Here is a 24,865-nt window from a genome sequence, read left to right on the forward strand (position 1 = left end):
GGGCGGGGTGCCGGGCAGGTCAGTGGCCCTGGAAGTCGACGGCGGGCCGGGGCTGCTTCGCCTTGAAGGCCCTGACGGCGGAGGCGAGGCCCTTGGTGACGTCGTCGGTTTTGAACAGCGGCATGGCGATGTCGAACATCGCCTCGTCGGCGGCGGCGACCCCGCCGACGGCCCAGGCACGCAGCAGGGCCTTGTGCGCGGCGTAGGCGCGGGTGGGTCCCTTGGCCGCCCGGCGGGCGAAGGCGGTCGCCTCGGCCGGCAGGGCGTCGTCGGCGACGACCCGGTTGACGACACCGGCGTCGGCCATGACCCTGGCGGGCACCTGCTCGGAGGTGATCGCCCATTCCGCGGCGCGTGCCCGGCCCGCGCGCTCGGCGACGCGGTAGATGCCGCCGAGCAGGGTGACGATGCCCAGGGTCTGCTCGGGGTGGCCGAAGCGCGCGGTCTCGCCAGCGAAGATCACGTCGGCGCGCAGGGCGAGTTCGAGACCGCCGCCGAAGCACAGCCCCTGGACGGCGGCGATCACCGGCATCGGGAGCCGTTCGAGCTGGTTGAAGACCTGCATGTAGCGCTCGAAGAGGGCCCGTAGTTCGCGTACGTCCGCATCCGGCCAGTCGACGATGTCGCCGCCGAAGCTGAAGTCCGGGCCCTCGGCACGCAGCAGGACCGCGCGGGCGTCGCTGTGGCCGATCGCCTCCAGCGCTTCGGCGAGTTCGGTGGCCAGCTGCGGGTCGATGCGGTTCTGCGGCGGGTTGGTCAGGACCAGGGTGGCGAGGCCGTCGTCGATGGCGTAGGTCAGGTGGGGCATGGTTCGTCCTTGCGTCGTGTCGTGGGTGTCTGTCAGGAGAGGTGCCGGCGGAACCAGTCGAGCGCGGCGGCGCTCGACCGGTCGAACTCGGTGGTGTAGGGGTCGAAGTGGCCGCCCGGGATCAGCCGCAGTTCCTTGGGCTCCAGCGCCTGCTCGAAGGCCGCGAGCCCGGCGTCGGTGAGGGTCACGGTGTCGTGCTCGGCGACCACCATGAGCAGTGGTGTGGGGGAGACCCGGCTGATCCAGGTCCCCGGCTCGTACATGCGGGCCAGCCGGTTGGAGCGGACCGTGACCTCGTTGCGCCACACGCCCTCGGGCTTCGGCCGGAGGTAGAAGTCGACGGCGTCCGGGGTCCGGTAGGACGCGGGAACCGCGGGGTCGTCGCTCACGACGGCCTGCCTGCGGGGGGCCTCGCCGCGCGCCTGGGCGCGCTCGTCCTCGTCGAAGGCCGCCTCCAGCCTCACGACCGCCTCCGGTGCCACGCGGCGCCGGCCCTGCTCGAAGCCGCTGATGGTCGGGACCTGCGCGACCACTGCGCGCAGCCGGCGGTCGGTGGCGCCCAGCACGATCGCGTGGCCGCCGGCGTAGCTGGTGCCCCACAGGCCGATCCGGTCGGCGGCGACTTCGGGCCGGCTCTCCAGGTAGGAGACGGCGCGGCGCCAGTCGGCGATCTGCCGCCAGGGATCGATGTCCTGCCGGGGAAGGCCGTCGCTGGCGCCGAAGCCGCGGTGGTCGTGCAGCAGGACGACGAACCCCGCCTCGGCGAAGGCCCGTGCGAAGGGTTCCAGGCCGTGGTCCCTGACCCCGGCGTAGCCGTGGGCCATGGTGATCGCCGGGTGCGGGCCGGGACCGTCCGGCAGGAAGAGCCAGCCGCGCAGCGTGACCCCGCCGTCGGCCTGGAACGCGACATCCTCGCGCTGGATCATCGGACAACCTCCTCGGTCGACCAGGGCCGATCCCTGGCCGGAGTGACGGAAAACGGGTGCTCAGCCCTGGTGGAAGTACTCGGCGTCGAGCAGGCCCGCGAGCCTGCGGCCCAGCTCGGCGGAGAACCGGTGGACGACGCCGAGCGGCCGGTGGTGGATGGCGGCCCGGACGATCCGACCGGCCGTGTCCTTCGTCAGGACCGTCACGCCGTCGATCTGCATGCCGCCGAACGCGGTGGCCCGCCACTCCAGGTAGGAGCGTTCCCCGTTGTCGGTCTCCTGGGTGAAGACGAGGGAGTCGTAGATCGTGCTCGCCGCTGCCATCACGTTCTTGACCAGGTCCCGGCCCTCGACGGGGCGGGTGAGCGCGCTCGCCTCCAGCGTCACGTCTTCGGCGAACGCCTCGCTGAACGCGTCGGCCGACTTCTCCGCGAAGGCACCGGTCCAGCCCGCCGCGTGCGCAGCGGGCAGCACACCGGCCAGGAAGCGGTCGAGGCGGCCCGCGACGACGGCCGGCTGCTCCAGGTGGGCCCAGTGCCCGGCCCGGCCGATCACGGCCGTCTCGGGTGCGGCGAACCGCGGCGTGACGCCCTGGGCGACCAGCTCGGCGGTGGCGAAACCGTCGTCCTCGCCGCGCACGACGAGCACGGGGCCCGGGTACCGGCTGGGCCGCTCGCCCGCCGGGTGTCCGTCGTTCCAGCAGTCGGCGGTGTCCCGCACGGTCTCGGGGCGGATCCGGGTGCCGCTCACCACCAGCCGGTCGAGGTCCGCCTCCGCCAGCGCGGTCGACAGCCGCGTCCGGACCGCGCGCTGCGCGTCGCCGTCGCCGCCGAGGGACCGGAAGGAGTCCATCACCTCGTCGGGTTGCCGGGTGCCGGCCAGCGGGACCGGGGTGACCAGGACCAGGCCGAGGGCTCGGTCGGGCCGCTCCGCGGCCACCAGCTCGGCCACGGCCGATCCCATGCTCTGGCCGACGATCACGAAGGGCTTGCCGAGCGCGTCGGCCACGGCACCGACCTCGCCGGCGAACCGGTCGTAGGTGAAGGGCCCGGTCGCCTGCGTGCGGTCCCCGCTCCCGGCCAGGTCGAGGGTGACGCATTCGACGCCGGGGGTGGTGAGTTCGCCGATCAGGCCGTCCCAGACGTACTGGTCGTCCAGGAAGCCGTGGACGAAGAGCACGGCGAGGTCCCCTTCTCCCTGTCGCCGGAACCGTACGTCGCTCGTTCCGATCCGGTCTGTCCGCATGGTCGCCGCGCTCACTTTCCGGGGGCGGTCGTGGCTCCGGAGGGGGACCACTCGTTGGTGTCGATCGGGGACCAGTCGGTGGGCCGTCCGTCCAGGCGCTGCATCCGCCGGCCGTGCCTCGCCGTCAGCAGTTCCTTGTCCAGCGGGGTGGTGAAGACGTTCTCGACCAGCGTGTACTCGGCGGCCAGGCGTCCCACGGCCGGCAGGGCGGCGGTGTCGATCCGGCCCCTGTCCAGGTAGAGGTCGTCCCGGATGTGGAAGCGCACGACCCGGCCCCACACCACGTGGTCGACCTTGTCGTCCCCGACGGGGATGATCCGGTCGACGACGCACTCGAAGGAGATCGGCGCTTCCTCGACCCGGGGGGCGCGGACCACCTCGGACGGCAACTTGCCCAGGCCGAGTGCCTCGAACTCGTCCACGTCCGCCTCGAACCCGAACGCCGAACCGTGCATGGCGTCCGCCTGCGGCAGCGTCACCAGGTTGGTGACGAACTCACCGGTGTCGCGGATGTTGATGAAGGTGTCCTTCAGCGTGACGCCGTCCGCCTGCGGCTGCAGCGTGATCGAGACCATGGGCGGCTTCCTGCCGACCGCGGTGAAGAAGGAGATGGGCGCGAGGTTGGCCACACCCTCGGTCGACACCGTGCTGACCCACGCAACCGGCCGCGGAATGATGCTCCCGATCAGCAGTTTGTACGCGTGGGCGGCGTCGAGTTCCGCAGCGTCAATGATCATCTTCTGGCCTCCGTCGGATTGCGGCGCGGTCCGCGCCGGAGAGGAGCGACTCGTGGGACGGTGTCGAACACCCGCCATCGGACATAACGCTCACCCGACAGAAGTGTATGCCCTTTACATGTGTCGTCTTGATGTGATGCCGACCTCGGCCGTTGTTGCGGTCTTTGTCGCATCCGGAGGGGCGTCCATGGATGGGTGCCATCTGTGGATGGCATAGGTGTACATATTTTGACTATGTCCATTACCCGGGTTAATTTCGGCTGGAGAAGTACGACGTTGCCGCCCTGAGCCCCAAGGAAGCGATCATGCCCGCACCACGGCTGAGCTGGAGTGTCCACGTAGCGCCGTCGATCCCCACCGAGATCGCCGATCTGCCGCCCGACGTCCCCCGGCGCATGTGGTCGCCCATCACGGCCACGCTGATCACGGGTGAGCGCGACGCGGTGCTGGTCGACGCGCTGATGACCGTCGGGCAGGCGGACCGGCTGGCCGACTGGGTCGCCGCGAGCGGCAAGAACCTCACCACGGTCTTCGTGACCCACGGGCACGGAGACCACTGGTTCGGGCTGGGCACCCTTCTCGAACGCTTCCCGGGGGCGCGCGCGGTGGCGACACCGGCGGTGGTGGAGCGGATGAAGGAGCAGATGGCGCCGGAGTTCGTCGCGTCGTTCTGGGACAAGCGCTTCCCGGGACAGATCCCGGACCGGCTCGTGGCCGCGGAGCCGCTGGCCGGCGACCGGCTGCAGCTGGAGGGCCATGACCTCGTCGTGGTGGGTCTCGGGCACACGGACACCGACGACACCACCTGTCTGCACGTGCCGTCGATCGGCCTGGTCGTGGCCGGCGACGCCGTCTACAACGACGTGCACCTCTACCTCGCCGAATCACCGGCCGAGGGCCGCCGGGCCTGGCTGCACGCGCTCGACACCATCGCCGCGCTGGAGCCGGAAGCGGTGGTCGCGGGTCACAAGAACCCCGACCGTCCCGACGGCCCGGGGACGATCGCCGAGACCCGGAGCTACATCCACGACTTCGAGGCGGTGGCGGAGCGCACCACGAGCACGCTCGACCTCTACCGCGGCATGCTGGAACGGCATCCCGGCCGGGTCAACCGAGGTGCGCTGTGGGGCTCGGCGAGGTCCGCCAAGGGGTGAGCGGCCGACCGGGTATGTAAATGTTTCCATAGCTGCCGTTCACCGAAAGAGATCCGCCGATGTCCTGGACCGCCACCGCCCGATACGGCCTGGAGCCCGCCCCGGGCGGGCTGGCCTTCGTGCAGGACCTGCTGAACACGCTGTCCGCCGGCAAGCCGCGCGCGCCCGACCTGCTGCAGACCGACGAGGAGGCCCGTGCCTGGCTCGACCAGGCGTTGCGGAGCTGGAGCGGCGTGACCCACCGGCCCGCACCCGGCATCGAACTGACGGCCGAGGACGTGGAGGGCCTCCGCGGCTTCCGTCACGACCTGGCCCAGAGCCTCCATGCCCGGCACGAAGACCCGGCGACGGAGCCCGGCCCGGCGGCTTCGGTGCTGACCCTGCCCACGGCACTGCGGCTCGACGAGCACGGGGCCGTCCACGCCGAGCCCCGCGGCACGGGCTGGCGGCAGGTGGCGTCACTCGCCCTCGTGGAGATCTACCAGGCGCAGTGCACCGACACGCTGCGCCGCCTGAAGTCCTGCCGCAACACCCGCTGCCTGACCGCCTTCTACGACCGCTCCCGCAACAACAGCGGCGTCTGGCACGACGTCCACGTCTGCGGCAACGCGGCCAACCTGCGCAACTACCGTGCCCGCAAGCGGGCGGGCGCGGACCAGGCCTGACGGGCGGCGGCGTCCGGCCCGCCCCGGCGGACGGCCGACCGTCCCGGTCCCGGAGGACCAGCCCCCCGTTTTCGGTTCTTGTCGGCGTCGGGCCCTTTTCTCGTTCAGATCGTTGACACGAGTCACCACCGGATCTACGTTTCCGACGCGCCGGTGGTGAGACTGATGGCTCGTCAAGGTCCTGTGGCGGTTGGCGCGTTCACAGACCGAACGCGCTCCGGGGTTGCCTTCGGCGTCTTCGCGGTCCACATCGTCGTGCCCGCACACCGAAGGAGTGACGGCTCATGTCCGAAACCGTCTCCCGACGATCCGCCCTGCGACTGACCGCCGGCGCCATCGCGGTCGCCGCCGCGGCCACCGGCGGACTCATCCCGCTCACGCCCGCCGTGGCGGCGGACAGACCCGAGGTCGGGGCCGGCCCCCGCGTCGAGGGGTTGCTCGCCAGACTCACGCTCGACGAGAAGATCTCCCTGCTGCACGGGGCCGACGACCCCGGCTCGCTCGGCCAGGCCGGCTACGTGCCCGGCGTCCCCCGGCTGAACATCCCGCCCCTCAGACTCGCCGACGGCCCGGCCGGCGTCCGCATCACCGAACACGCCACCGCACTGCCCGCCCCGGTGCTGCTCGCCTCCGCCTTCGACCCCGAACTGGCCCGCCGCTACGGCCGGGTGATCGGCCGCGAGGGCCGCGCCCTCGGCCAGGACGTGCTGCTCTCCCCGATGGTCAACCTCATCCGCACCCCTTACGCGGGCCGCAACTTCGAGACGTTCAGCGAGGACCCGCTGCTCGCCTCCGACCTGGTCGCCGCCGAGATCCGGGGCATCCAGGGCGAGGGCCTGATAGCGACCGTCAAGCACTTCGCCCTCAACAACCAGGAGCAGGACCGCAATTCGATCGACGTGCACGCCGGTGAACAGACCATGCACGAACTCGAACTGCGCGGCTTCGAGGCGGCGGTCGACGCCGGCACCGGCGCGGTCATGGGCTCCTACAACAAGGTCAACGGGACCTTCGCCTGCGAGAACAAGGCGCTGCTCACCGACGTCCTCCGCGACCGGTGGGGCTTCGCGGGCTGGGTGATGACCGACTGGTTCGCCGCCCACAGCACCGCCGCCGCGATCACCGCCGGCCTCGACATGGAGATGCCCGACGGCACGTACTTCGGGGCGGCCCTCAAGTCGGCGGTGCAGAACGGCAGTGTGCCCGAGCGGTACGTCGACCGGGCGGTACGGCGGATCCTCGCGGTGATGGACCGCTTCGGCCTCCTCGACGGCAGTGCCCCGCCCCGGCCCGACCGTGACGCCGCGGCGGGCGCCGCCGTGGCCCTGGAGGTCGCCAAGGCCGGCGCGACCCTGCTGCACAACGAGCGCAGCACCCTGCCTCTGGACGGCGGCCGCGTCGCGGTGATCGGACCGACCGGCTCGCTGCCCTTCGTCAGCGGCGGCGGCAGCGCCCATGTCGTCCCCGACCACGCCGACAGTCCCCTCGACGCCATCAGGGCCCGGACCCGCGGCCCGGTCACCTACGCCCTCGGCGAGGACCTGTTCGGCAAGGCCCTGCCGGCCGACGCCCTCAGCCCCGGCTTCACCAGCGAGGGACAGCAAGTGGGCGTCGGGAAGACCTGGGTCTACGACGGCACGCTCACCGTCGCCGAGGACGACGAGTGGACCTTCGTGCTCCACTTCTCCTCCGCGGCCACCGCCCGCCCCAAGGTCCTGCTCGACGGTGAGGAGCTCTTCCCGCTCGCGGCCGGATACGGCGAGTACTTCTCCGGCGGCCTGGTCGCCGCAGCCCCCGACGGGCTGGGCGTCCGCCGCAAGACACTCCGACTCGGCCGCGGTTCCCACACGGTGAAGATCGCCGCGGACGGCGGTGACTCGGGTCTGCTGTTCCGGCTGCGCCGCATCACCGGCGCGACCCGCGCCCAGGACGTCGCCGACGCGGTCGGCGTGGCCCGAGCGGCCCGCCATGTCGTGCTGTTCGCCTACGAGGACGCCACCGAGGGCCTCGACCGCACCACCGTCGCCCTGCCCGGCCACCAGGAACAGCTGATCCGCGCGGTGGCGGCGGCCAACCCGCGCACCACCGTCGTCCTCAACACCTCGTCGTGCACCTCGATGCCGTGGCTGGCGGGGACCGGAGCCGTGCTCCAGATGTACTACCCGGGCCAGGAGGGCGCGGCCGCCGCCGCCGCCGTCCTCTTCGGCGACAGCGACCCGGGCGGACGTCTCACCCAGTCCTTCCCGGCCGACGACGACCACCACCCGGTCGCCGGCGACCCGCGCCGCTACCCCGGCGTCGACGGCGTGGAGGAGTACTCGGAGGGCATTCACGCCGGCTATCGCTGGTACGACGCGCAGGGCGTGCGGCCCCTGTTCCCCTTCGGGCACGGGCTGTCGTACACCTCCTTCGCCTACTCCGACCCAAAGGCGCGGTGGACGCACGGCGGACTGGAGGTCACGTTCACCGTGCGCAACACCGGGCGCCGCGCCGGGATCGCGGTGCCACAGGTGTACGTCGGTCCCTCCCCGGATCTCCGACTCGACCAGGCGGTACGGGTGTTGGGCGGCTACCGGCGACTGGAGCTGCGAGCCGGGGAGCGGCGGCGGGTGACCGTGCGGGTCGCCGCGCGCACCCTGTCGTCCTGGGACGCGCGGCATCATCGCTGGACGCTCGGCACCGGGCGGCGGACCGTCTGGGTCGGCGCCTCGGCGGGCGACCTGAGGCTGCGCACCGGCGCGCGGGTGGGCGGCGGCCACCGCTGAATTCCTGTCAATGGGCGGCCGGAGAGCAGGGGCTCTCCGGCCGTTTACTTCAAGGGTTTACAAGAATTTTCCCCGGTGTGTGTTTCATTTGAAGCGATGTGGTTGACGACAAGTTTTTGTCAGGATTGGGTGAGGGGTTGCGCAGCGGCGTTCGATGCGGGATTCCGGTGTGCCACGATCGAGCCAGCGGACCGAAGTCATCCCGAATTTACAGAGCTCGCCGCGGCCGCACGGCGCGTTGCGCCGTGGTGAGTGCCGGGTGAATGGCCGGGGTGCTTTGACGGGCTTGTGACGGTGTGCCGCCGGTGATCCGGCCGCCGAACGGCCGCCGATCCGCAGTGGATTGCTCGGATTTTCGGCTCTTGCGGTGAATTCCTCCCGCTGGCCGAATCAATGCTACCGGACGTGGTGGGGCACCTCCGTTATTGACCCGCGAGTAATGAACTCGCTAGTTTCCGGTGGCCTCACCACGAGCTTTCCGCCGCACACCTCCCCCACCGTGCTGTCCTCCCGATTATTCGGAGCGTCATGACGTCCCCTGTGCGTGCCGTCGACCTGATCATGTGCATCACGCCTTTCGGAGAACCCGATGCCAGGCTCGCCACTGCGGTCTGCGCCGCCGGCGGACTCGGCGTCCTCGACCTGGGCCGCGGCGACCGAAGAACCCGGGAGGCGCTGGCCCGGCTGAGACGGGCGGCACCGGGACCGTACGGCGTGCGGGTCGCCGCCGGCTGCGCCCTCACCCCGGACGAGCTCGGCCCGGCGCCCGACACCGTGGTCCGGGCCGCCGGCGCACCCTGGGCCGTCGCCGAACTCACTCCGCACACACGTGTGTTGGCCGAGGTGACCGACCTGGCCGAAGCGCGCGCGGCGGTCGCGGCCGGAGCGCACGGGCTGATCGCCCGGGGTGCCGAGAGCGGCGGCCGGGTCGGCGAGCTGAGCACCTTCGTCCTTCTCCAACAGCTGCTCAGTGCAGCGGAGTTGGACGTGCCGGTCTGGGCCGCCGGCGGCATCGGACCGCACACGGCGGCGGCCGCGGTGGCCGGCGGCGCGGCCGGGGTGGTCCTCGACAGCCAACTGGCCCTGCTCGCCGAGTCCCGGCTCCCCGAGGCGACGGCGGCCGCACTGCGCTCCCTGGACGGCTCCGAGACGGCCGTCGTGGCCGGTCACCGGGTCCTGCACCGCCGCGGCCCGGACGCCGTGCGCCCGCCCGCCGACGACCCGGCCGCGGTCGCCGCGCTGCTCGGCGCCGAGGACCTGCGCAGCCAGCTGCTCCCGGTGGGGCAGGACGGCTTCCTCGCCGCACGGTTCGCCGAGCGGTGGGGCGATGTACGGCGGACCGTAAGGGAGTTGACGGCGGCGATACGCGTGGACGCCGGCGCCTGCGAGGCGCTGCGTCCCGGAACCTCCGCCATGAGCCGTGCCCTCGGCACCCGGCTGCCCGTCGCGCAGGGCCCGATGACCCGGGTGAGCGACCGGGCCGCCTTCGCCGCCGCCGTCGCCGACGACGGGGCGCTGCCCTTCCTGGCGCTGGCCCTCGCCGACGGCGCCCGCACCCGGGAGATGCTGACCGAGGCCAAGGCCGCGCTCGACGGACGGCCCTGGGGCGTCGGCGTGCTGGGCTTCGCGCCCGAGGAGCTCAGGAACGCCCAGCTCGACGCGGTACGGGAGCTGCGGCCCAGCCACGTGATCGTCGCGGGCGGGCGGCCCGCGCAGGCGGAGGCGCTGGAGCGGGCCGGGATCAGCACCTTCCTGCACGTGCCCTCGCCGGGGCTGCTGCGGCAGTTCCTGGAGGCCGGGGCCCGGAAGTTCGTGTTCGAGGGCTCCGAGTGCGGCGGCCACGTCGGACCGCGCGCGAGCTTCCCACTCTGGGAGGCCCAACTCGCCGTCCTTGAGGACTTCCCGGACGCCGAGGGCCTGGAGGTCTTCTTCGCGGGCGGCATCCACGACGAGCGCTCCGCGGCGATGGTCGCCGCGCTCGCCGCGCCGCTCACCGCCCGGGGCGCGGCCGTCGGCCTGCTCATGGGCACCGCCTACCTCTTCACCGAGGAGGCCGTGGACCGGGGCGCGATCCAGCCCCTGTTCCAGCGCCAGGTCATGGCGGCGGCCACGACCGCCCTGCTGGAGACCGCGCCCGGCCACGCCACCCGGTGCGTGCCCAGTCCGTTCACCTTCAACTACCGCGAACGCGAGGCGGAGTTGCGGGACAGCGGAGTGCCCGACCGGCAGGTGTGGGAGGAGCTGGAGCGGCTCAACGTCGGCCGGCTGCGCATCGCCAGCAAAGGCGTAGACCGCCCGGCCGGGGGCGAGTTGACGCCCGTGGACGAGCAACGCCAGTTCTCCGACGGGATGTTCATGGCCGGAGAGGTCGCCGTGCTGCGCTCGGCGACCACCACCGTGGCCGCCCTGCACCACGGCGTGACCGACGGAGCCGCCGACTTCCTGGCGCGGCGGACGTCGGCGGTGGCGCGGCCGGCCCAGCCTCCCGCCCCCGCCCCGCTCGACATCGCGGTCGTCGGCATGGCCTGCATGTTCCCCGAGGCTCCCGACCTCGCCACCTTCTGGGCGAACGTGGTCGCCGGACACGACGCGGTGACCGAGGTACCGGCGGAGCGCTGGGACCCGGCCGTCCACCACGCCGACGGCTCCACCACCTCGAAGTGGGGCGGTTTCCTGCCGCCCATCCCCTTCGACCCGCTGGGCTACGGCATCCCGCCCGCCTCCCTCGGCCACATCGAGCCCGTCCAGCTGCTCGCCCTGGAAGCCGCCCGGCGCGCCCTGGACCACGCCGGATACGGCGCACAGGGACGGGAGTTCGACCGGTCGCGCACCTCCGTCGTCTTCGGCGCCGAGGCCGGCAGCGACCTCTCCAACGCGGCCACCCTGCGTGCCGTACTGCCCTCCTACTACGGCAAGGTCCCCGACGGCCTCGACGACCAGCTGCCCCGGCTCACCGAGGACTCCTTCCCGGGCATGCTCGCCAACGTCATCTCGGGGCGGATCGCGAACCGCCTCGACCTCGGCGGCGCCAACTACACCGTGGACGCGGCCTGCGCCTCCTCGCTCGCCGCCGTCGACGTCGCCTGCAAGGAACTCACCGCCGGCACCAGCGACGTCGTCCTCTGCGGCGGCGCCGACCTGCACAACGGCATCAACGACTACGTTCTCTTCTCCTCGGTGCACGCCCTCTCCCCGACCGGCCGCTCCCGCGCCTTCGACGGCTCCGCCGACGGCATCGCGCTCGGCGAGGGCGTGGCCTGCGTCGTCCTCAAGCGCCTGGCGGACGCCGAGCGCGACGGCGACCGGATCTACGGCGTGATCAAGGGGCTGGGTTCGTCCAGCGACGGCCGCTCCCTGGGCCTGACCGCGCCCCGCCCCGAGGGCCAGCGGGCCGCCCTGCTCCGCGCGTACCGCAACGCCGGCATCTCCCCGGCGCAGGTAGGACTTGTGGAGGCGCACGGCACCGGGACCGTCGTCGGCGACCGCACCGAACTCACCATCCTCAGCGAGGTGTTCGCGGAGGCGGGTGCGGCGAACGGCGGTTGCGGGCTCGGGTCGGTCAAGTCCCAGATCGGGCACACCAAGTGCGCCGCCGGTCTCGCCGGGCTGATCAAGACCACCCTCGCCCTGCACACCGGCGTCAAGCCGCCCACCCTGCACCTCGACCGCCCCAACCCGGCCTGGAAGGAGACGGACAGCCCGTTCGCCTTCCACACCGAGGCCCGGCCCTGGGCGGTTCCGCCCGCCGAACGGGTCGCCGGAGTCAGCGCGTTCGGGTTCGGCGGCACCAACTTCCATGTGGTGCTGGGCGCCTACGACAGCGCCGTGCCGCCCGAGCAGGGACTGGACGCCTGGCCCGCGGAGCTGTTCGTGTTCCGGGGACGGGACGAGAAAGCCGCCCACCGCGGGGTCGAGGAGATCCTGCGGGCCGCCGGCACCGGGTCCTGGCGGCTGCGCGACCTGGCGCTCGCCGCGGCCCGCCGCGCGGACGCCTCGCACGAGCCGGTACGGGCCGCGGTGGTCGCGACCGACGTGACCGGGCTGGCCGGGCAACTGCGCCGCGTCCTCGCGGGGGAGCACGACCCGGCCGCCGGCATCCACCTCACCGACCCGCACACGGCCCCGGACGCCGAGGCCCGGGTCGCGTTCCTCTTCCCCGGCCAGGGCAGCCAGCGTCCCGGCATGCTCGCCGACGTCCTCATCGCCTTCCCCGAACTGCAGCACTACCTCCAGCTCGGCCGCGCCCACGCCGACACCCTCTACCCGCCCGCCGCCTTCGACGACGACACCCGCGAGCGCCGCCGGGCCGCCCTCACCGACACCCGGGCCGCCCAGCCCGCCCTCGGCATCACCGGCCTCGCCGCCCACGCCTTCCTGACGGCGGCCGGTGTCCGCCCCGACATGGCCGCCGGACACAGCTACGGCGAACTCGTCGCCCTCAGCGCGGCCGGCGCCCTCACCCCCGAGACCCTCCTGGACCTGAGCGCCGAACGCGCGGCCGCGATCCTGGCCGCCGCGGGCGACGAACCCGGCACCATGGCCGCCGTGTCCGCCGGAGCGGACGACGTCGAGCGCGCGCTGCGGACGGCCGACGCCCCGGCCTCCGTGGTCGTGGCCAACCACAACTCGCCCCGCCAGACGGTCATCTCCGGCCCGACCGACGAAGTGGCCGAAGCCGTACGGCTGTTGCGCGCGGCCGGCCTCGGTGCCAAACGGATCCCGGTGGCCTGCGCCTTCCACAGCCCGGTCGTGGCCGGGGCGGGCGACCGGTTCGCGGAAGTCCTCGCGGACACGGCCGTACGACCGCCCGAGTTCCCGGTGTGGTCCAACCGCACGGCGGCCCCCTACCGGCCGGACGCCGACGCCGTGCGTGCCGAACTCGCCGCCCAGATCGGCTCGCCCGTCGCCTTCGCCGCCCAGATCGAGGCGATGTACGAGGCCGGGGCCCGGGTCTTCGTGGAGGCCGGTCCCGGGACCGTCCTCACCCGGCTCGTCGGGCAGATCCTCGGCGACCGCCCGTACACCACCGTGGCCTGCGAGCCCCGTGCGGGCGGCGGACTGCGCGGCTGGCTCGACGCGCTCGCCCAGCTGGCCGCGGCCGGCGTACCGGTACGCACCGCCTGGCTGCTGCGCGGCCGGGACGCCGTGGACGCGGTCCGGACCCCGGCGCCGAAACGGCCCGGCTGGACGGTCGACGGACAGCTCGTGCGCACCGCCGCCGGAGACCTCCTGCCCGGTGCCCTCGCACCGGCCCGACGAGTCGTGGAGACGACGACTGTGACGACGAACCAGCCGCACGGCGGCCCCGCCGACCGGGACGCGCTGATCTCCGAGTTCCTGCGCACCAGCCGGGAGATGATCGCCGCCCAGCGCGATGTGCTGCTCACCTACTTCGGGGCGGCCCAGGTGCAGGTGCCGGCCGCGCCGGTGCTTCAGCAGCTGCCGGCCGCCGCAGCCGTCGCACCGCAGGCGCTGTCGGCGGAGCCCGCACTCGCTCTCGCGCCCGTACCCGCCCCCGCGGCCGAGCCCGAGGCGACGGCGGACGTCGAGCGGGTCGTCCTGGAGATCATCAGCGAGCGCACCGGCTACCCCGTGGACATGATCGAGCCCGACCTCGATCTGGAAGCCGACCTGAGCATCGACTCGATCAAACGGGCCGAGATCGCCGGGGAGCTGGCCAAGCGACTCGGCATCGCGGGCGGTGCGGAGACCCTGGACGACGCCGAATTGGAGGAGCTGGCCAAGGCGCGCACGGCCGCGGCCGTCACCGGATGGCTGAGGGCACGGGTCGGCACGGGCGAGGAGGAGACGGCCCCGGCTGCGGCGGGACCGGCCTCAGCCGCCACCGACGCGACGGCCGCCGTGGCCGAGCCGGCGGTCGCGGCCGCCGCCGTGACGGAGCCGGGCGCCGGCCCGGGCGTACCGGCGCCGCACCCCGCCGCGGCCGACGAGGTCCCCGCGGGCGAGGCGCCCAAGCGGTTCGAGATGCGGCCCGTGGCCCTGGCCGCGCCGGACGCCGTGGCCGACCCGGCCGCCGTGCTGTCCGGCAAGCGGTTCTTCGTCCTCGGGGACGGCACGCAGCTGGCGGCACGGCTCGCCGCGTACGGCGCCGAGGCCGTGGCCGTCGACGCGGACCACCTGCTCGGGGACGCGGACGGACCGGTCGACGGCGTGCTGTACCTGGGCGCGCTGCCCGGCAGCGACACCCCCGTGCTGCCCGACGCCTACCCGGTACTGCGGGCGGCCCTGGCCAGGAGCCCGCGCTGGCTGCTGGCCGCCCGCCCCGCCGGCGGCGCGGACGCGGCACGCTCGGCCGGGCTGCACGGGCTCTTCCGCACCGTGGCCCGGGAGTACCCGGACACCGTCGCCCGGGTCGTGGCCCTCGGCGACACCGCACCGGAGGCGGTCGCCGACGCTCTGGTCGCCGAGCTGCTCGCACCGGAGCCGGCTCCGGTCGTGCTGCGCACGGCGGTCGGCCGGCAGGGCCTGGAACTGGTCGAGGTGGCGCCCGGCGCGCTCGGCAGCACCGGGGCCGGACCGGCCGGGGCGGGGGCCGCCGAGGCCGCAGCCCTCGGCCTCGACCGGGACTCGGTGGTGCTGCTGGTCGGCGGCGCCCGGGGCATCACCGCGAAGTTCGCGGCCACCCTCGCCGCCGCCTGCCGCTGCCGGATCGAGTTGCTGGGCCGGACCCCCGCGCCCACCGGCCCCGAGGCCCCGGACACCGCCGCCGCCCGCACCCCCGCCGAACTCCGCGCCGCCCTCGCCGCCCGGGGCGGCCTGAAGCCCGCCGAGATCAACCGCGAGGCCGAACTGGTCCTGGCCCAGCGGGAGATCACCGCCACCCTCGACGAACTCGCCGCGCTCGGCAGCGAGGCCCGCTACCGTGCCGTCGACTTCCGCGACCGCGACGCCGCCCTCCAGGCCGTCAAGGAGATCCACGCCGACCACGGCCGCCTGGACGGGGTCGTCTTCGCGGCCGGGGTGATCGAGGACCGGCTGATCGCCGAGAAGACCCCGGAGTCCTTCCAGCGGGTCTACGGCACGAAGACGACCGGCGCGGCCACCCTGCTCGCCGCCCTTGAGGAACTGCCCAACGGTCCCGGTTTCGCCGTCCTGTTCGGCAGCATCTCGGCCGTCCTCGGCAACCGCGGCCAGGCCGACTACGCCGCCGCCAACGACGCCTTGGAGAGCCTCGGCGCCGGCTGGGCGGAGCGCACCGGGAACCGCGCGCTGACCGTGCACTGGGGGCCCTGGGCACCCGTCGGTGGTCACACCGGCATGGTCAGCCCGGAACTCGGGCGCGAGTACGCGCGCCGCGGCATCGAGCTGATCGACCCCGACGAGGGCACCGCAGCCCTGCTGCGGGAGCTCGCCTGGGGCGCGGAGTCCGTACGGGCCGTCGTCTACACCGCCTCGGGCTGGTGACATGACCGACGACCGCCGGACACCGGTCGCGATCGTGGGCATGGCGGTGCTGCTCCCCGGCGCCGCAGGCCTCGACGCCTACTGGACCAACCTGCGCGACGGCGTGGACGCGATCGGCGAGGTGCCCGAAGGACGCTGGGACGCGGACTACTACCGGCCCGGCTCGGCGGCCGGGCCCGCCGTCCCCGACGAGGTGTACTGCCGGCGCGGCGGCTTCGTGGACGGGCTGGCCGAGGTGGAGGTCACCCGGTACGGGATCATGCCGAACTCCGTCCACGGCACCGAACCCGACCAGCTGATCGCCCTCGACGTGGCCGCCGCGGCGATCGCCGACGCGGGCGGCGCGGACCGGCTGCCCGACCGGCACCGGATCGGGGTGATCCTGGGCCGGGGCGGCTATCTCACCCCCGGCCTGGTCCGGCTCGACCAGCGGGTCCGCACGGCCGGGCAACTCGTCCGCACCCTGGGCGAGTTGGTGCCCGATCTCACGCCCGGCCAACTGGCACGGGTGCGCGAGGCGTTCACCGATCGGCTCGGCCCCGCCAGTCCCGAGTCCGCGATCGGCCTGGTCCCCAACCTCGCCGCCTCCCGGATCGCCAACCGCCTCGACCTGCGCGGCCCCGCCTACACCGTGGACGCGGCCTGCGCCTCCTCCCTGGTCGCCGTCGACCAGGCCGTCACCGAACTCACCGCCGGGCGCTGCGACCTGATGCTCGCCGGCGGAGTGCACCACTGCCACGACATCACCCTGTGGAGCGTCTTCTCCCAACTGCGCGCGCTCTCCCCGAGCCAGCGCATCCGCCCCTTCCACCGCGACGCCGACGGCATCCTCATCGGCGAGGGCACCGGAGTCGTCGTCCTCAAGCGCCTCGCCGACGCCGAACGCGACGGCGACCGCGTCTACGCCGTGATCCGCGGCACCGGCGTGGCCAGCGACGGCCGTACCGCCGGACTCGTCAACCCCGACCCCGGCGGCCAGACCCACGCCGTACGCCAGGCCTGGCGGGCCGCAGGCCTCGACCCCACCGCACCGCACTCGGTCGGCCTCCTGGAGGCGCACGGCACCGCCACCCCGGCCGGCGACACGGCCGAACTGACCACACTGGCCGAGGTGTTCGGGCCGAGCGGCGAGGACGAGCGAGCCGTGCTTGGCTCCGTCAAGTCGATGATCGGCCACACCATGCCGGCCGCCGGAGTCGCCGGGCTGGTCAAGGCCGCCCTCGCGCTCCACCACGCCACCCTGCTGCCCACCCTGCACTGCGACGACCCGCACCCGGCCCTCGCCGCCACCCGCTTCCGCACCCTGGACCGGGCCCGGCCCTGGGAGACCGCTCCCGGACAGCCGGTCCGCAGAGCCGCGGTGAACGCCTTCGGGTTCGGCGGGATCAACGCACACGTGGTGCTGGAGGAGGCCCCCGGCAACCGCGCGGCCGCCGTCGGCCGCGGCACGAGGGGCACCGGGCCCGGCGTCGGGGAAGTCACCGCACCCCGCAGCACCGAGGGCCCCGAACCCCGCGTCACAGAGGTCACCGAACCCCGCGTCACAGAGGTCACCGAACCCGAGCGCATCCTCCTGCTCGCAGCCGACACCCCCGAGCAGCTGACCGCGATCCTCGCCGCCGACGACTCCGCCGTCCTCGCCGCCGGCCTCGACCCCGAGGGGACCCACCCGGAGGCGGGCCCGGCCCGCCTGGGCATCGTCGACCCCACCGCCAAACGGCTCGCCCTCGCCCGGCGCGCGGTCGGCAAGGGCCGCGCCTGGCAGGGCCGCACCGACGTCTGGTACCGGCCCGCCCCGCTGCTGCGCACCGGCAGGCTGGCCTTCGTCTTCCCCGGGCTGGAAGGCGAGTTCACTCCCCGCGTCGACGACATCGCCGCGCATTTCGGTCTCCCCACCGTCACCGGCCCCGCCGCGGACGCCGTGCGGGTCGGGGACGTAGGCCGTCATGGGTTCGGTGTCGTCGGCGTGGGGCGGCTGCTGGACGCGGCGCTGCGCCGGATGGGCGTGGTGCCGGACGCGGTCGCCGGGCACAGCGTCGGCGAGTGGACGGCGATGGTGGCCGCCGGGCTCTACTCGGGGGACCAGGTCGACGCGTTCATGGCCGACTTCGACCCCGACGCGGTCACCGTGCCGGGTCTCGCCTTTGCCGTCGTCGGTGCTCCCGCCGACCGGGTCCTCGCCGCACTCCACGCGGACCGGACGGACACCGGGATCGTCCTCTCCCACGACAACGCGCCGAACCAGTCGATGGTCTGCGGCCCGGACCGGGCCGTCGCGGACTTCGTCCGCGCCTTCCGCGCCGACGGCGTGCTGTGCCAGGTGCTGCCGTTCCGGTCCGGATTCCACACCCCGATGCTGGAGCCGTACCTGGCCCCCATCAGGGAGGCCGCCGAGCGCTTCCGGCTGCACCGGCCGACGGTCCCGGTCTGGTCCGGCACCACCGCGGCCCCCTTCCCGGCGGCCGAGGCCGACGTACGCGAACTCTTCGTCCGGCACCTGCTGGAGCCGGTCCGGTTCCGGCAGCTGGTCGAGGCCCTGTACGCCGACGGGCACCGGGTCTTCGTCCAGACCGGCCCCGGCCAGCTGGCCTCCCTGATCGGCGACACCCTCGGCGACCGCGACCACCTCGCCGTCGCCGCCAACTCCCCGCACCGCTCCGGCCTGGCCCAACTCCGGCGTGTGGCAACGGCGTTGTGGACGGCCGGCGCCGCCGTCGCACCGGCGGTCCCGAGGACGGTCGGCACGGCCACGCCGTCACGACAGCGGCCGCCCGTCCGGCTCGACCTGGGCGGCGCGCTGGTGTCCCTGGACGGCCCGGAACTGCCCGAACTCCGCGCGGCGCTGGGCAGCAGCCGACGGACACCCGCCGGGCCCTCCCCGCTGGACGACCTCGCCGCCCGCATCCCGGCCGCCGCCGAACTCGACGCGCTGCTCCGGGAGACGGCCGACACGGCAGCGGCCGTCCTCACCGCGATCCGCACCCCGTCCGGCACCGCGATCCACACCGCGGCCGGAACCGTGGCCGGCGCCCCGGCCGCAACCGCCTCCCGTGCCCTGCCCCGCATCCCGGCCCCCGCAGTGCCTCAGCCCACAGGACCTCAGTCACCGCCCCCCGCCTCCCGCACCACCACCCTCCGGGTGTCACCCGAGGCGATGCCCCACCTCCTCGACCACTGCTTCTTCCCGCAACGCCCCGGCTGGCCCGACACCGAGGACCGCTGGCCGGTGGTCCCGGCCACCACGATCGTCCAGCACATGACGGACGCGGCCGAGGCCGCCACCGGACTGCGGGCGGTCGCCGTGCACGGCGCCCGCTTCGACCGCTGGCTCACCGCCACACCCCCCGTCGACGTCCCCGTCACCGTCACCCCCGAGGGACCCGGCCGCGTCTCGGTCACCTTCGGCCCCACCGCCCGCGCGGTCGTCGAAGTGGCCCCGGACCACGCCCCGCCGCCCACCGGCCCGGCCGACCCCCCGACCCTCGAACGCACCCCGGACCACACCGCCGCCGAGCTGTACGCCGAGCGCTGGATGTTCCACGGCCCGGCGTTCCAGGGCGTCACCGAACTCACCGCGATCGGCGACCGGCACGTCCGCGGCGTGATCACCACGCCCACCGCCCCGGGCGCCCTGCTCGACAACGTCGGCCAGATCCTCGGCTACTGGATCATGTCCACCCGCACCGAGCGGACCGTCGTCTTCCCGGTGCAGATGCGGGAGATGCGCTTCCACGGCCCGCACCCCGCCCCCGGCACCGAGGTCGGCTGCCTGGTGCGGATCACCTCGCTCACCGACACCGTCCTGGAGGCGGACGTGGAGCTCACCGTCGGCGACCGGGTCTGGGCCCGGATCGACGGCTGGCAGGACCGCCGCTTCGACAACGACCCGCACACCCGCCCCGTCGAGCGCTTCCCGGAGCGCAACACCCTCTCCGAGGCCCGGCCCGGCGGCTGGACCCTGCTCCACGAACGCTGGCCGGACCTGGCCTCCCGGGAGCTGATCATGCGTAACTCCCTGGGCGGACTTGAGCGTTCGGAGTATGCCGAGCACCCGCCACGCGGCCGTCGGCAGTGGCTGCTGGGCCGGATCGCCGCGAAGGACGCGGTACGGCAGTGGCTCTGGCAGCACGGCGAGGGCCCGGTCTTCCCGGCCGAACTCCGGGTCCGTAACGACGCGTTGGGTCGCCCGTACGTGGTGGGCGTGCACGGCCGCACGCTGCCCGCGCTGGACGTCTCCCTCGCCCACCGGGCCGAGGCGGCGGTGGCGATCGTACGTCCGCACACCCCGGGACCCGGTCCGGGCATCGACCTCGAAGAGGTCACCGATCGCGACCCGGCGGCCATGCAGGTCGCGCTCGGCGCGGACGAACTCCGGCTGCTGCACGCTCTTTCCGCAGACGACGCCGACGGTTCCCCGTCGCTGTGGTTCACCCGCTTCTGGGCCGCCAAGGAGGCCGTCGCCAAGGCCGAGGGCACCGGATTCGACGGCCGGCCACGGGACTTCACCGTTCTGGACGCGGCCCCGGACGGCAGCCGGCTGCTGGTCTCGGGCCGGCTGGAACGCGCCTACCCGGTGCACTGCGCGCCGGTCCGCAATCCCCCCGCACTGCCGGACCGCGACTACGTCGTGGCCTGGACCACCGGACCGGCAGCCGCAGACCCCGAGGAGGACCCGCGATGAATCCCACCGAGCCCGAGATCCGCGCCGACGAGGAGGCCGTGCTCGCCGACCTCGCGCGGATGCTCCGCACCCTCCTGGAGGAGTACGGCGACGACGACGCCGAGATCGGCATGAGCACCACCTTCAACCGCGACCTGGAGCTGGAGAGCATCGACCTGGTCACCCTTGCCGGGCTCCTGGAGGAGCGGTACGGGAAGCGGGTCAACTTCGCCGAGTTCCTGGCCGGGATGGAGTTCGACGAGATCATCGAGCTGACCGTCGGCCGGCTCGTCGAGTACGTGGTGTGGAGCCTGAAGGCCACGGAGGCGGGCTGAGCCATGGCGATCGTCGACACCGGGGACATCCGGCTGCACGTACAGAGAATGGGCCCGGGGGAGGGCCGTACCCCCCTCGCCACCGTGGTCCTCGTCCACGGGCTGCTCACCGACAGCCTCGCCAGCTACTACTTCACCGTGGCCCCCGCCTTCGCCGCCTCCGGCCTCGACGTGGTCATGTACGACCTGCGCGGCCACGGCCGCAGCGGCCGTCCTACCGGCGGCTACACCCTCGACCACAACATCGACGACCTGGAGGCCCTGCTCGACCACCTGTCGATCACCGGCCCGGTCCACCTCGTCGGCAACTCCTACGGCGGCACCATCGCCTTCGGCTACGCGGCCCGCCACCCGGAGCGCGCGGCCAGCCTGACCCTCATCGAGTCCGAACCGGCGACCGCCGCCTGGGCCGCCAAACTCGGCGGCATCCTGCACCGGGTCGTCACCGAACTCGCCCACAACGAGCCGGACGCGATCGCCTGGATCACCGCCCACCGCAGCCACAACACCGCCCGGCTGGCCAAGGGCGCGGCCCGGCTCGCCCGCGAGACCAGCCTCGGCCGGGACATCCCGGCCAGCCGGGTCCTGACGGAGGACCAGATCAGCGCCGTACGCTGCCCGGTCCTCGGGGTGTACGGCGGTGACTCCGACCTGGTCGAGGTGGTCCCGCTGAAGGAGGCCCTCCTTGCGGACTACCGGTCGGTGGTGCTGCCAGGGCACGAGCACTCGGTGCTGGTCGAGGCGGCCGGCACGGTCGGCGGACACATCCTGGAGCTGATCCACTCGGTCGGCGGGGCGCGGGCGGCCGGGGTCCGGTGAGCGGCTTCCTGTTCGTCGTACCGCCCCTGGTCGGGCACATCAACCCGGCCGTCGCCGTCGCGGCCGAACTCGCCGCGCGCGGGCACCGGGTGGCCTGGGTCTGCGCGGACACCGGGCTGGTGCACCGGCTGGCCGGGCCGCAGGCGCGGGTGTTCCCGTGCGCGGGGACCGCCGAGGGGGAGCGGCCCGCCGACCTGCGGGGCGCGGAGGCGCTGAAGTTCCTCTGGGAGTGGTTCCTGGTGCCGCTGGCGGACGCCATGGCGCCCGGCGTACGGGCGGCCGTCGACGACTTCCGCCCCGATGTGGTGGTCGCCGACCAACAGGCCTTCGCCGGTGCCCTGGTGGCCGAGCGGCTCGGGCTGCCGTGGGCGACCTCCGCGACCACCTCCGCCGAGTTCGGCGGGGCGTACGACGGCATCCCCAAGGTCGCCGAGTGGCTCCGGGACCGGCTCGCGGAACTGCGCGGCCGCACCGGCGACCCGGCGGGCACGGCCGACCCGCGTTTCTCGCCGTATCTCACCCTCGCCTTCACCACACCCGAACTGGCGGGCCCCACCGACCGGTCGGCGGTCCGCTACGTGGGCCCGTCGATCTCCGAGCGGCCGGTCGCCGACGGCTTCCCCTGGGAGTGGCTGGACCCGAGCCGGGAGCGCGTCCTCGTCTCCCTCGGCACCGCCAACGCGGACGTGGGCGGGCGGTTCCTGGCCGAGTGCGTGGCCGCCGTACGCGAACGGGCCGACCGGGTCCAGGCGCTGGTCGCCGACCCCGGTGGCACCCTGCCCCCCGCGGCCGACGACAAGGACATCCTGATCCTGCCCTCGCTGCCCCAACTCCCGCTCCTGGAGCGGGTCGACGCGGTGGTCTGCCACGCCGGGCACAACACCGTGTGCGAGGCCCTGTGGCACGGCGTCCCGTTGGTCGTCGCGCCCATCCGCGACGACCAGCCGGTGATCGCCGGGCAGGTCGTCGACGCCGGCGCGGGCCTCCGGGTCCGGTTCGGCCGGGTCACCGCCCCGCGGCTGGGCGAGGCCCTCGACACCGTCCTGTACGAGCCCGGCCCGCGCACGGCGGCGGCCAGGATCCGCGCCGCGTTCCGCGCGGCGGGCGGCGCGCCGGCCGCCGCGACCCACCTGGAAGCCCTCGCAGCCGACCCGCACGCAAGGAGAGCCGATGAGCAAGCAGAGTGACATCGAGGCGCTGCGCCCCGCCTACGAGCGGGACCTCGCCGAGGGCACCGACCGCTTCTTCGAACCCCGGCGCACCACCTGCCCCTGGTGCGACTCCGACCGGCTGACCACCCGGCTGCGCACCACCGACCTCCTCCAGCGCAAGCCCGGCGCCTTCGTCCTCGACCGCTGCGCGGAGTGCGGCCACACCTTCCAGAACCCGCGCCTCAACGAGACGGGCCTGGAGTTCTACTACCGCGACTTCTACGACGGCCTCGGCGAGCAGAAGATGAGCGGCACCTTCGGCGGCCGCACCAAGATGTACCAGGGCCGCGCCCGGTCCATGGTCCCGCACGACGCGACCCCCAAGAACTGGCTCGACGTCGGCACCGGCCACGGCCACTTCTGCGAGGCCGCCCGCGAGGTGCTGCCCGGCACCGCCTTCGACGGCCTCGACTTCACCGACGGCGTCGAACTCGCCGCCCGCGAGGGCCGCGTCGAGCACGCCTACCGCGGCGCCTTCCCCGACCTGGCCCCCGACCTCGCCGCCCGCTACGACGTCGTCAGCATGTTCCACTACCTGGAGCACAGCACCGACCCCGACCGCGAACTGCGCGCCGCCCACGAGACGGTACGCCCCGGCGGCCACCTTCTCATCGAGGTCCCCGACCCCGAGAGCCGCTACGCCCGCCTCCTGGGCCGCTGGTGGCTGCCCTGGCTCCAGCCGCAGCACCTGCACTTCGTCCCGGTCGCCAACCTCCGCGCCCGCCTCACCGACCTGGGCTTCACGGTCGTCGCCGAAGAGCACGCCGAGGCCCACGACCCCGTCGACCTGCTGGCCGCCGTCTGGCTCGCCCTGGACCACACCGCCCCGCCCGAGGACGCCCCCTGGCTGCCGACACCGCCCGGCGCGCTGCAGAAGACACTCCGCGCCGCCCTGCTCATCGCGGGCATCCCGGCCCTGATCGCCGGCACCCTCCTGGACCGCTTCGCCGTACGGCCGCTCTCCCGCCGCCTCCGCGTCTCCAACGCCTACCGCATCGTGGCCCGCCGCGACTGAGGACGGCTCACAGCACCTTCGCGCGGATCATCGCCGACAGCACGAGGGCGCCCGGCAGCAGCGGTATCCAGTCGGTCAGGACGCGGTAGCCGATCACGGTCGCGGTGGCCACCGCGACCGGGGAGCCGAACGCGACCAGGGTGATCACGAGCGCCGCGTCCACCGCGACCCCGCCGGGTACCGGAACGGCACCCCCCGCCGTGCCCGCCGCCAGGTACGCGAAGATCACGGTGCCCCAGGACAGCCCGAGCCCGAGCGCCTCCCCGGTGCAGGCCAGCACGCACGCCTGCACCAGCGGCATCGCGGTGGCTCCGCCCCACAGGGCCAGCACCCGGGCGGGCCGCGCGTGAACCGTCCGGGCGTCGGTGAGCGCGGTCCGCACCATGCCGGTGATCGGGCGCCGCAGCGGTCGTACGACGGCCGTCGCCACGCCCATCAGGGTGAGGACCGCGGCGACCGGGATCAGCACCACGCCGTCCGGCACCAGTTCACCGAGGCGCCGCCACGCGGACGAGGACAGCAGGAACCCGATCAGCACGACCGTCTTCGCACCCGACTTCGCCACCGAGTACAGCGCGATCGAGGCGGTGGCCCGCTCCAGGGGGACGCCCCGGGTGCGCAGGAAACGCACGGTGACGGCGTGCGCGCCCAGTCCGGCGGGCAGCGCGTGGTTGGCGGCCCCGGCGGCGAACTGCGAGGCCAGCAACAGCCCCGGCGGCAGCCGGTCGGGTACGGCGCCCTGTCGCATGCAGGCGGCCACCACCCAGGTCAGACAGGTGAAACCGCCCGCGGCCAGCAGCCACGCCGGTTCGGCGCGGGTGAGCCGGGTGACGCCCTCGTACAGCAGTGACTGGTTGGTCAGCCCCCAGACCGCGGCGATGAGCAGCGGGGACAGACACAGGGCGAGCCGGAGCGGCCGGCCCACCATCGAGGAGGGCGCCGGTAGCGGACGCACGGGCGCGTCGGGGCAGGGCGGGGACAGTGAGGACAGTGAGGACACGGGGACGTTGTCCTTCCACGGCGGGCCTGCGGTGGGGAGCCGCGGGCGAGCAGACGCCGGGGAGCCTTCCCGTCCCGTATGACACCCGGATGTCCGAAAA

Annotated in this window: 14 protein-coding genes; 9 read left to right on the plus strand and 5 right to left on the minus strand. The window is 73.8% G+C overall.

From position 1 onward, the window contains the following. Positions 1–19: 19 nt before the first annotated feature. From ABT137_RS41325 to ABT137_RS41340, 4 genes are all read right to left on the minus strand, one after another. On the minus strand, positions 20–808 hold the full coding sequence (locus tag ABT137_RS41325) for an enoyl-CoA hydratase/isomerase family protein (protein WP_351717147.1): 789 nt from the start codon (positions 806–808) through the stop codon (positions 20–22). A gap of 32 nt (positions 809–840) precedes the next feature. Further along, entirely contained in the window at positions 841–1,734 is an 894-nt protein-coding gene (locus ABT137_RS41330; RefSeq protein WP_351717149.1) for an alpha/beta hydrolase, read from the minus strand. 60 nt (positions 1,735–1,794) lie between these two features. After that, complete coding sequence (locus ABT137_RS41335; protein WP_351717150.1) at positions 1,795–2,913, minus strand: alpha/beta fold hydrolase; 1,119 nt, start codon at positions 2,911–2,913, stop codon at positions 1,795–1,797. A 77-nt stretch (positions 2,914–2,990) separates the two neighbouring features. Further along, the gene (locus ABT137_RS41340) at positions 2,991–3,716 is read right to left on the minus strand and encodes a flavin reductase family protein (RefSeq protein WP_351717152.1); all 726 of its coding nucleotides are present in this window, start codon (positions 3,714–3,716) and stop codon (positions 2,991–2,993) included. 305 nt (positions 3,717–4,021) lie between these two features. Between ABT137_RS41340 and ABT137_RS41345 the strand changes: the two genes are divergently transcribed. The 9 genes from ABT137_RS41345 (at position 4,022) to ABT137_RS41385 (ending at position 23,765) form a co-directional block, all read left to right on the plus strand. Continuing rightward, the gene (locus ABT137_RS41345) at positions 4,022–4,870 is read left to right on the plus strand and encodes an MBL fold metallo-hydrolase (RefSeq protein ID WP_351717154.1); all 849 of its coding nucleotides are present in this window, start codon (positions 4,022–4,024) and stop codon (positions 4,868–4,870) included. A gap of 59 nt (positions 4,871–4,929) precedes the next feature. Further along, positions 4,930–5,535: a CGNR zinc finger domain-containing protein gene (locus ABT137_RS41350; RefSeq protein WP_351717156.1), complete on the plus strand. Its 606-nt coding sequence runs from the start codon at positions 4,930–4,932 to the stop codon at positions 5,533–5,535. A gap of 284 nt (positions 5,536–5,819) precedes the next feature. Next, positions 5,820–8,300, plus strand: a complete 2,481-nt coding sequence (locus tag ABT137_RS41355; protein WP_351717157.1) for a beta-glucosidase family protein — start codon at positions 5,820–5,822, stop codon at positions 8,298–8,300. 528 nt (positions 8,301–8,828) lie between these two features. Next, positions 8,829–15,725: an SDR family NAD(P)-dependent oxidoreductase gene (locus ABT137_RS41360; protein WP_351717159.1), complete on the plus strand. Its 6,897-nt coding sequence runs from the start codon at positions 8,829–8,831 to the stop codon at positions 15,723–15,725. 1 nt (position 15,726) lies between these two features. Next, positions 15,727–20,406 (plus strand): beta-ketoacyl synthase N-terminal-like domain-containing protein, encoded by a 4,680-nt coding sequence (locus ABT137_RS41365; protein ID WP_351717160.1) that lies wholly within the window; start codon positions 15,727–15,729, stop codon positions 20,404–20,406. Continuing rightward, positions 20,403–20,720 carry an acyl carrier protein gene (locus ABT137_RS41370; RefSeq protein WP_089105552.1) on the plus strand — a complete coding sequence of 106 codons (318 nt, stop codon included), beginning with the start codon at positions 20,403–20,405 and terminating at the stop codon, positions 20,718–20,720. Before ABT137_RS41365 ends, ABT137_RS41370 begins: the two co-directional genes overlap by 4 nt. Positions 20,721–20,723: 3 nt before the next feature. Then, positions 20,724–21,539 carry an alpha/beta fold hydrolase gene (locus ABT137_RS41375; protein WP_351717161.1) on the plus strand — a complete coding sequence of 272 codons (816 nt, stop codon included), beginning with the start codon at positions 20,724–20,726 and terminating at the stop codon, positions 21,537–21,539. Then, positions 21,536–22,726 carry a glycosyltransferase gene (locus ABT137_RS41380; protein ID WP_351717162.1) on the plus strand — a complete coding sequence of 397 codons (1,191 nt, stop codon included), beginning with the start codon at positions 21,536–21,538 and terminating at the stop codon, positions 22,724–22,726. The genes ABT137_RS41375 and ABT137_RS41380 overlap by 4 nt, the downstream gene beginning before the upstream one ends. Further along, positions 22,710–23,765 (plus strand): class I SAM-dependent methyltransferase, encoded by a 1,056-nt coding sequence (locus tag ABT137_RS41385; protein ID WP_351717163.1) that lies wholly within the window; start codon positions 22,710–22,712, stop codon positions 23,763–23,765. The genes ABT137_RS41380 and ABT137_RS41385 overlap by 17 nt, the downstream gene beginning before the upstream one ends. Positions 23,766–23,772: 7 nt before the next feature. Here ABT137_RS41385 and ABT137_RS41390 read toward each other — a convergent pair whose 3' ends face one another. Continuing rightward, complete coding sequence (locus ABT137_RS41390) at positions 23,773–24,765, minus strand: lysylphosphatidylglycerol synthase transmembrane domain-containing protein (protein WP_351717165.1); 993 nt, start codon at positions 24,763–24,765, stop codon at positions 23,773–23,775. Between the last annotated feature and the right edge of the window lie 100 nt (positions 24,766–24,865).

Origin of the sequence: Streptomyces sp. NPDC001980 (genome assembly GCF_040296885.1) — a bacterium.
Classification (GTDB): domain Bacteria; phylum Actinomycetota; class Actinomycetes; order Streptomycetales; family Streptomycetaceae; genus Streptomyces.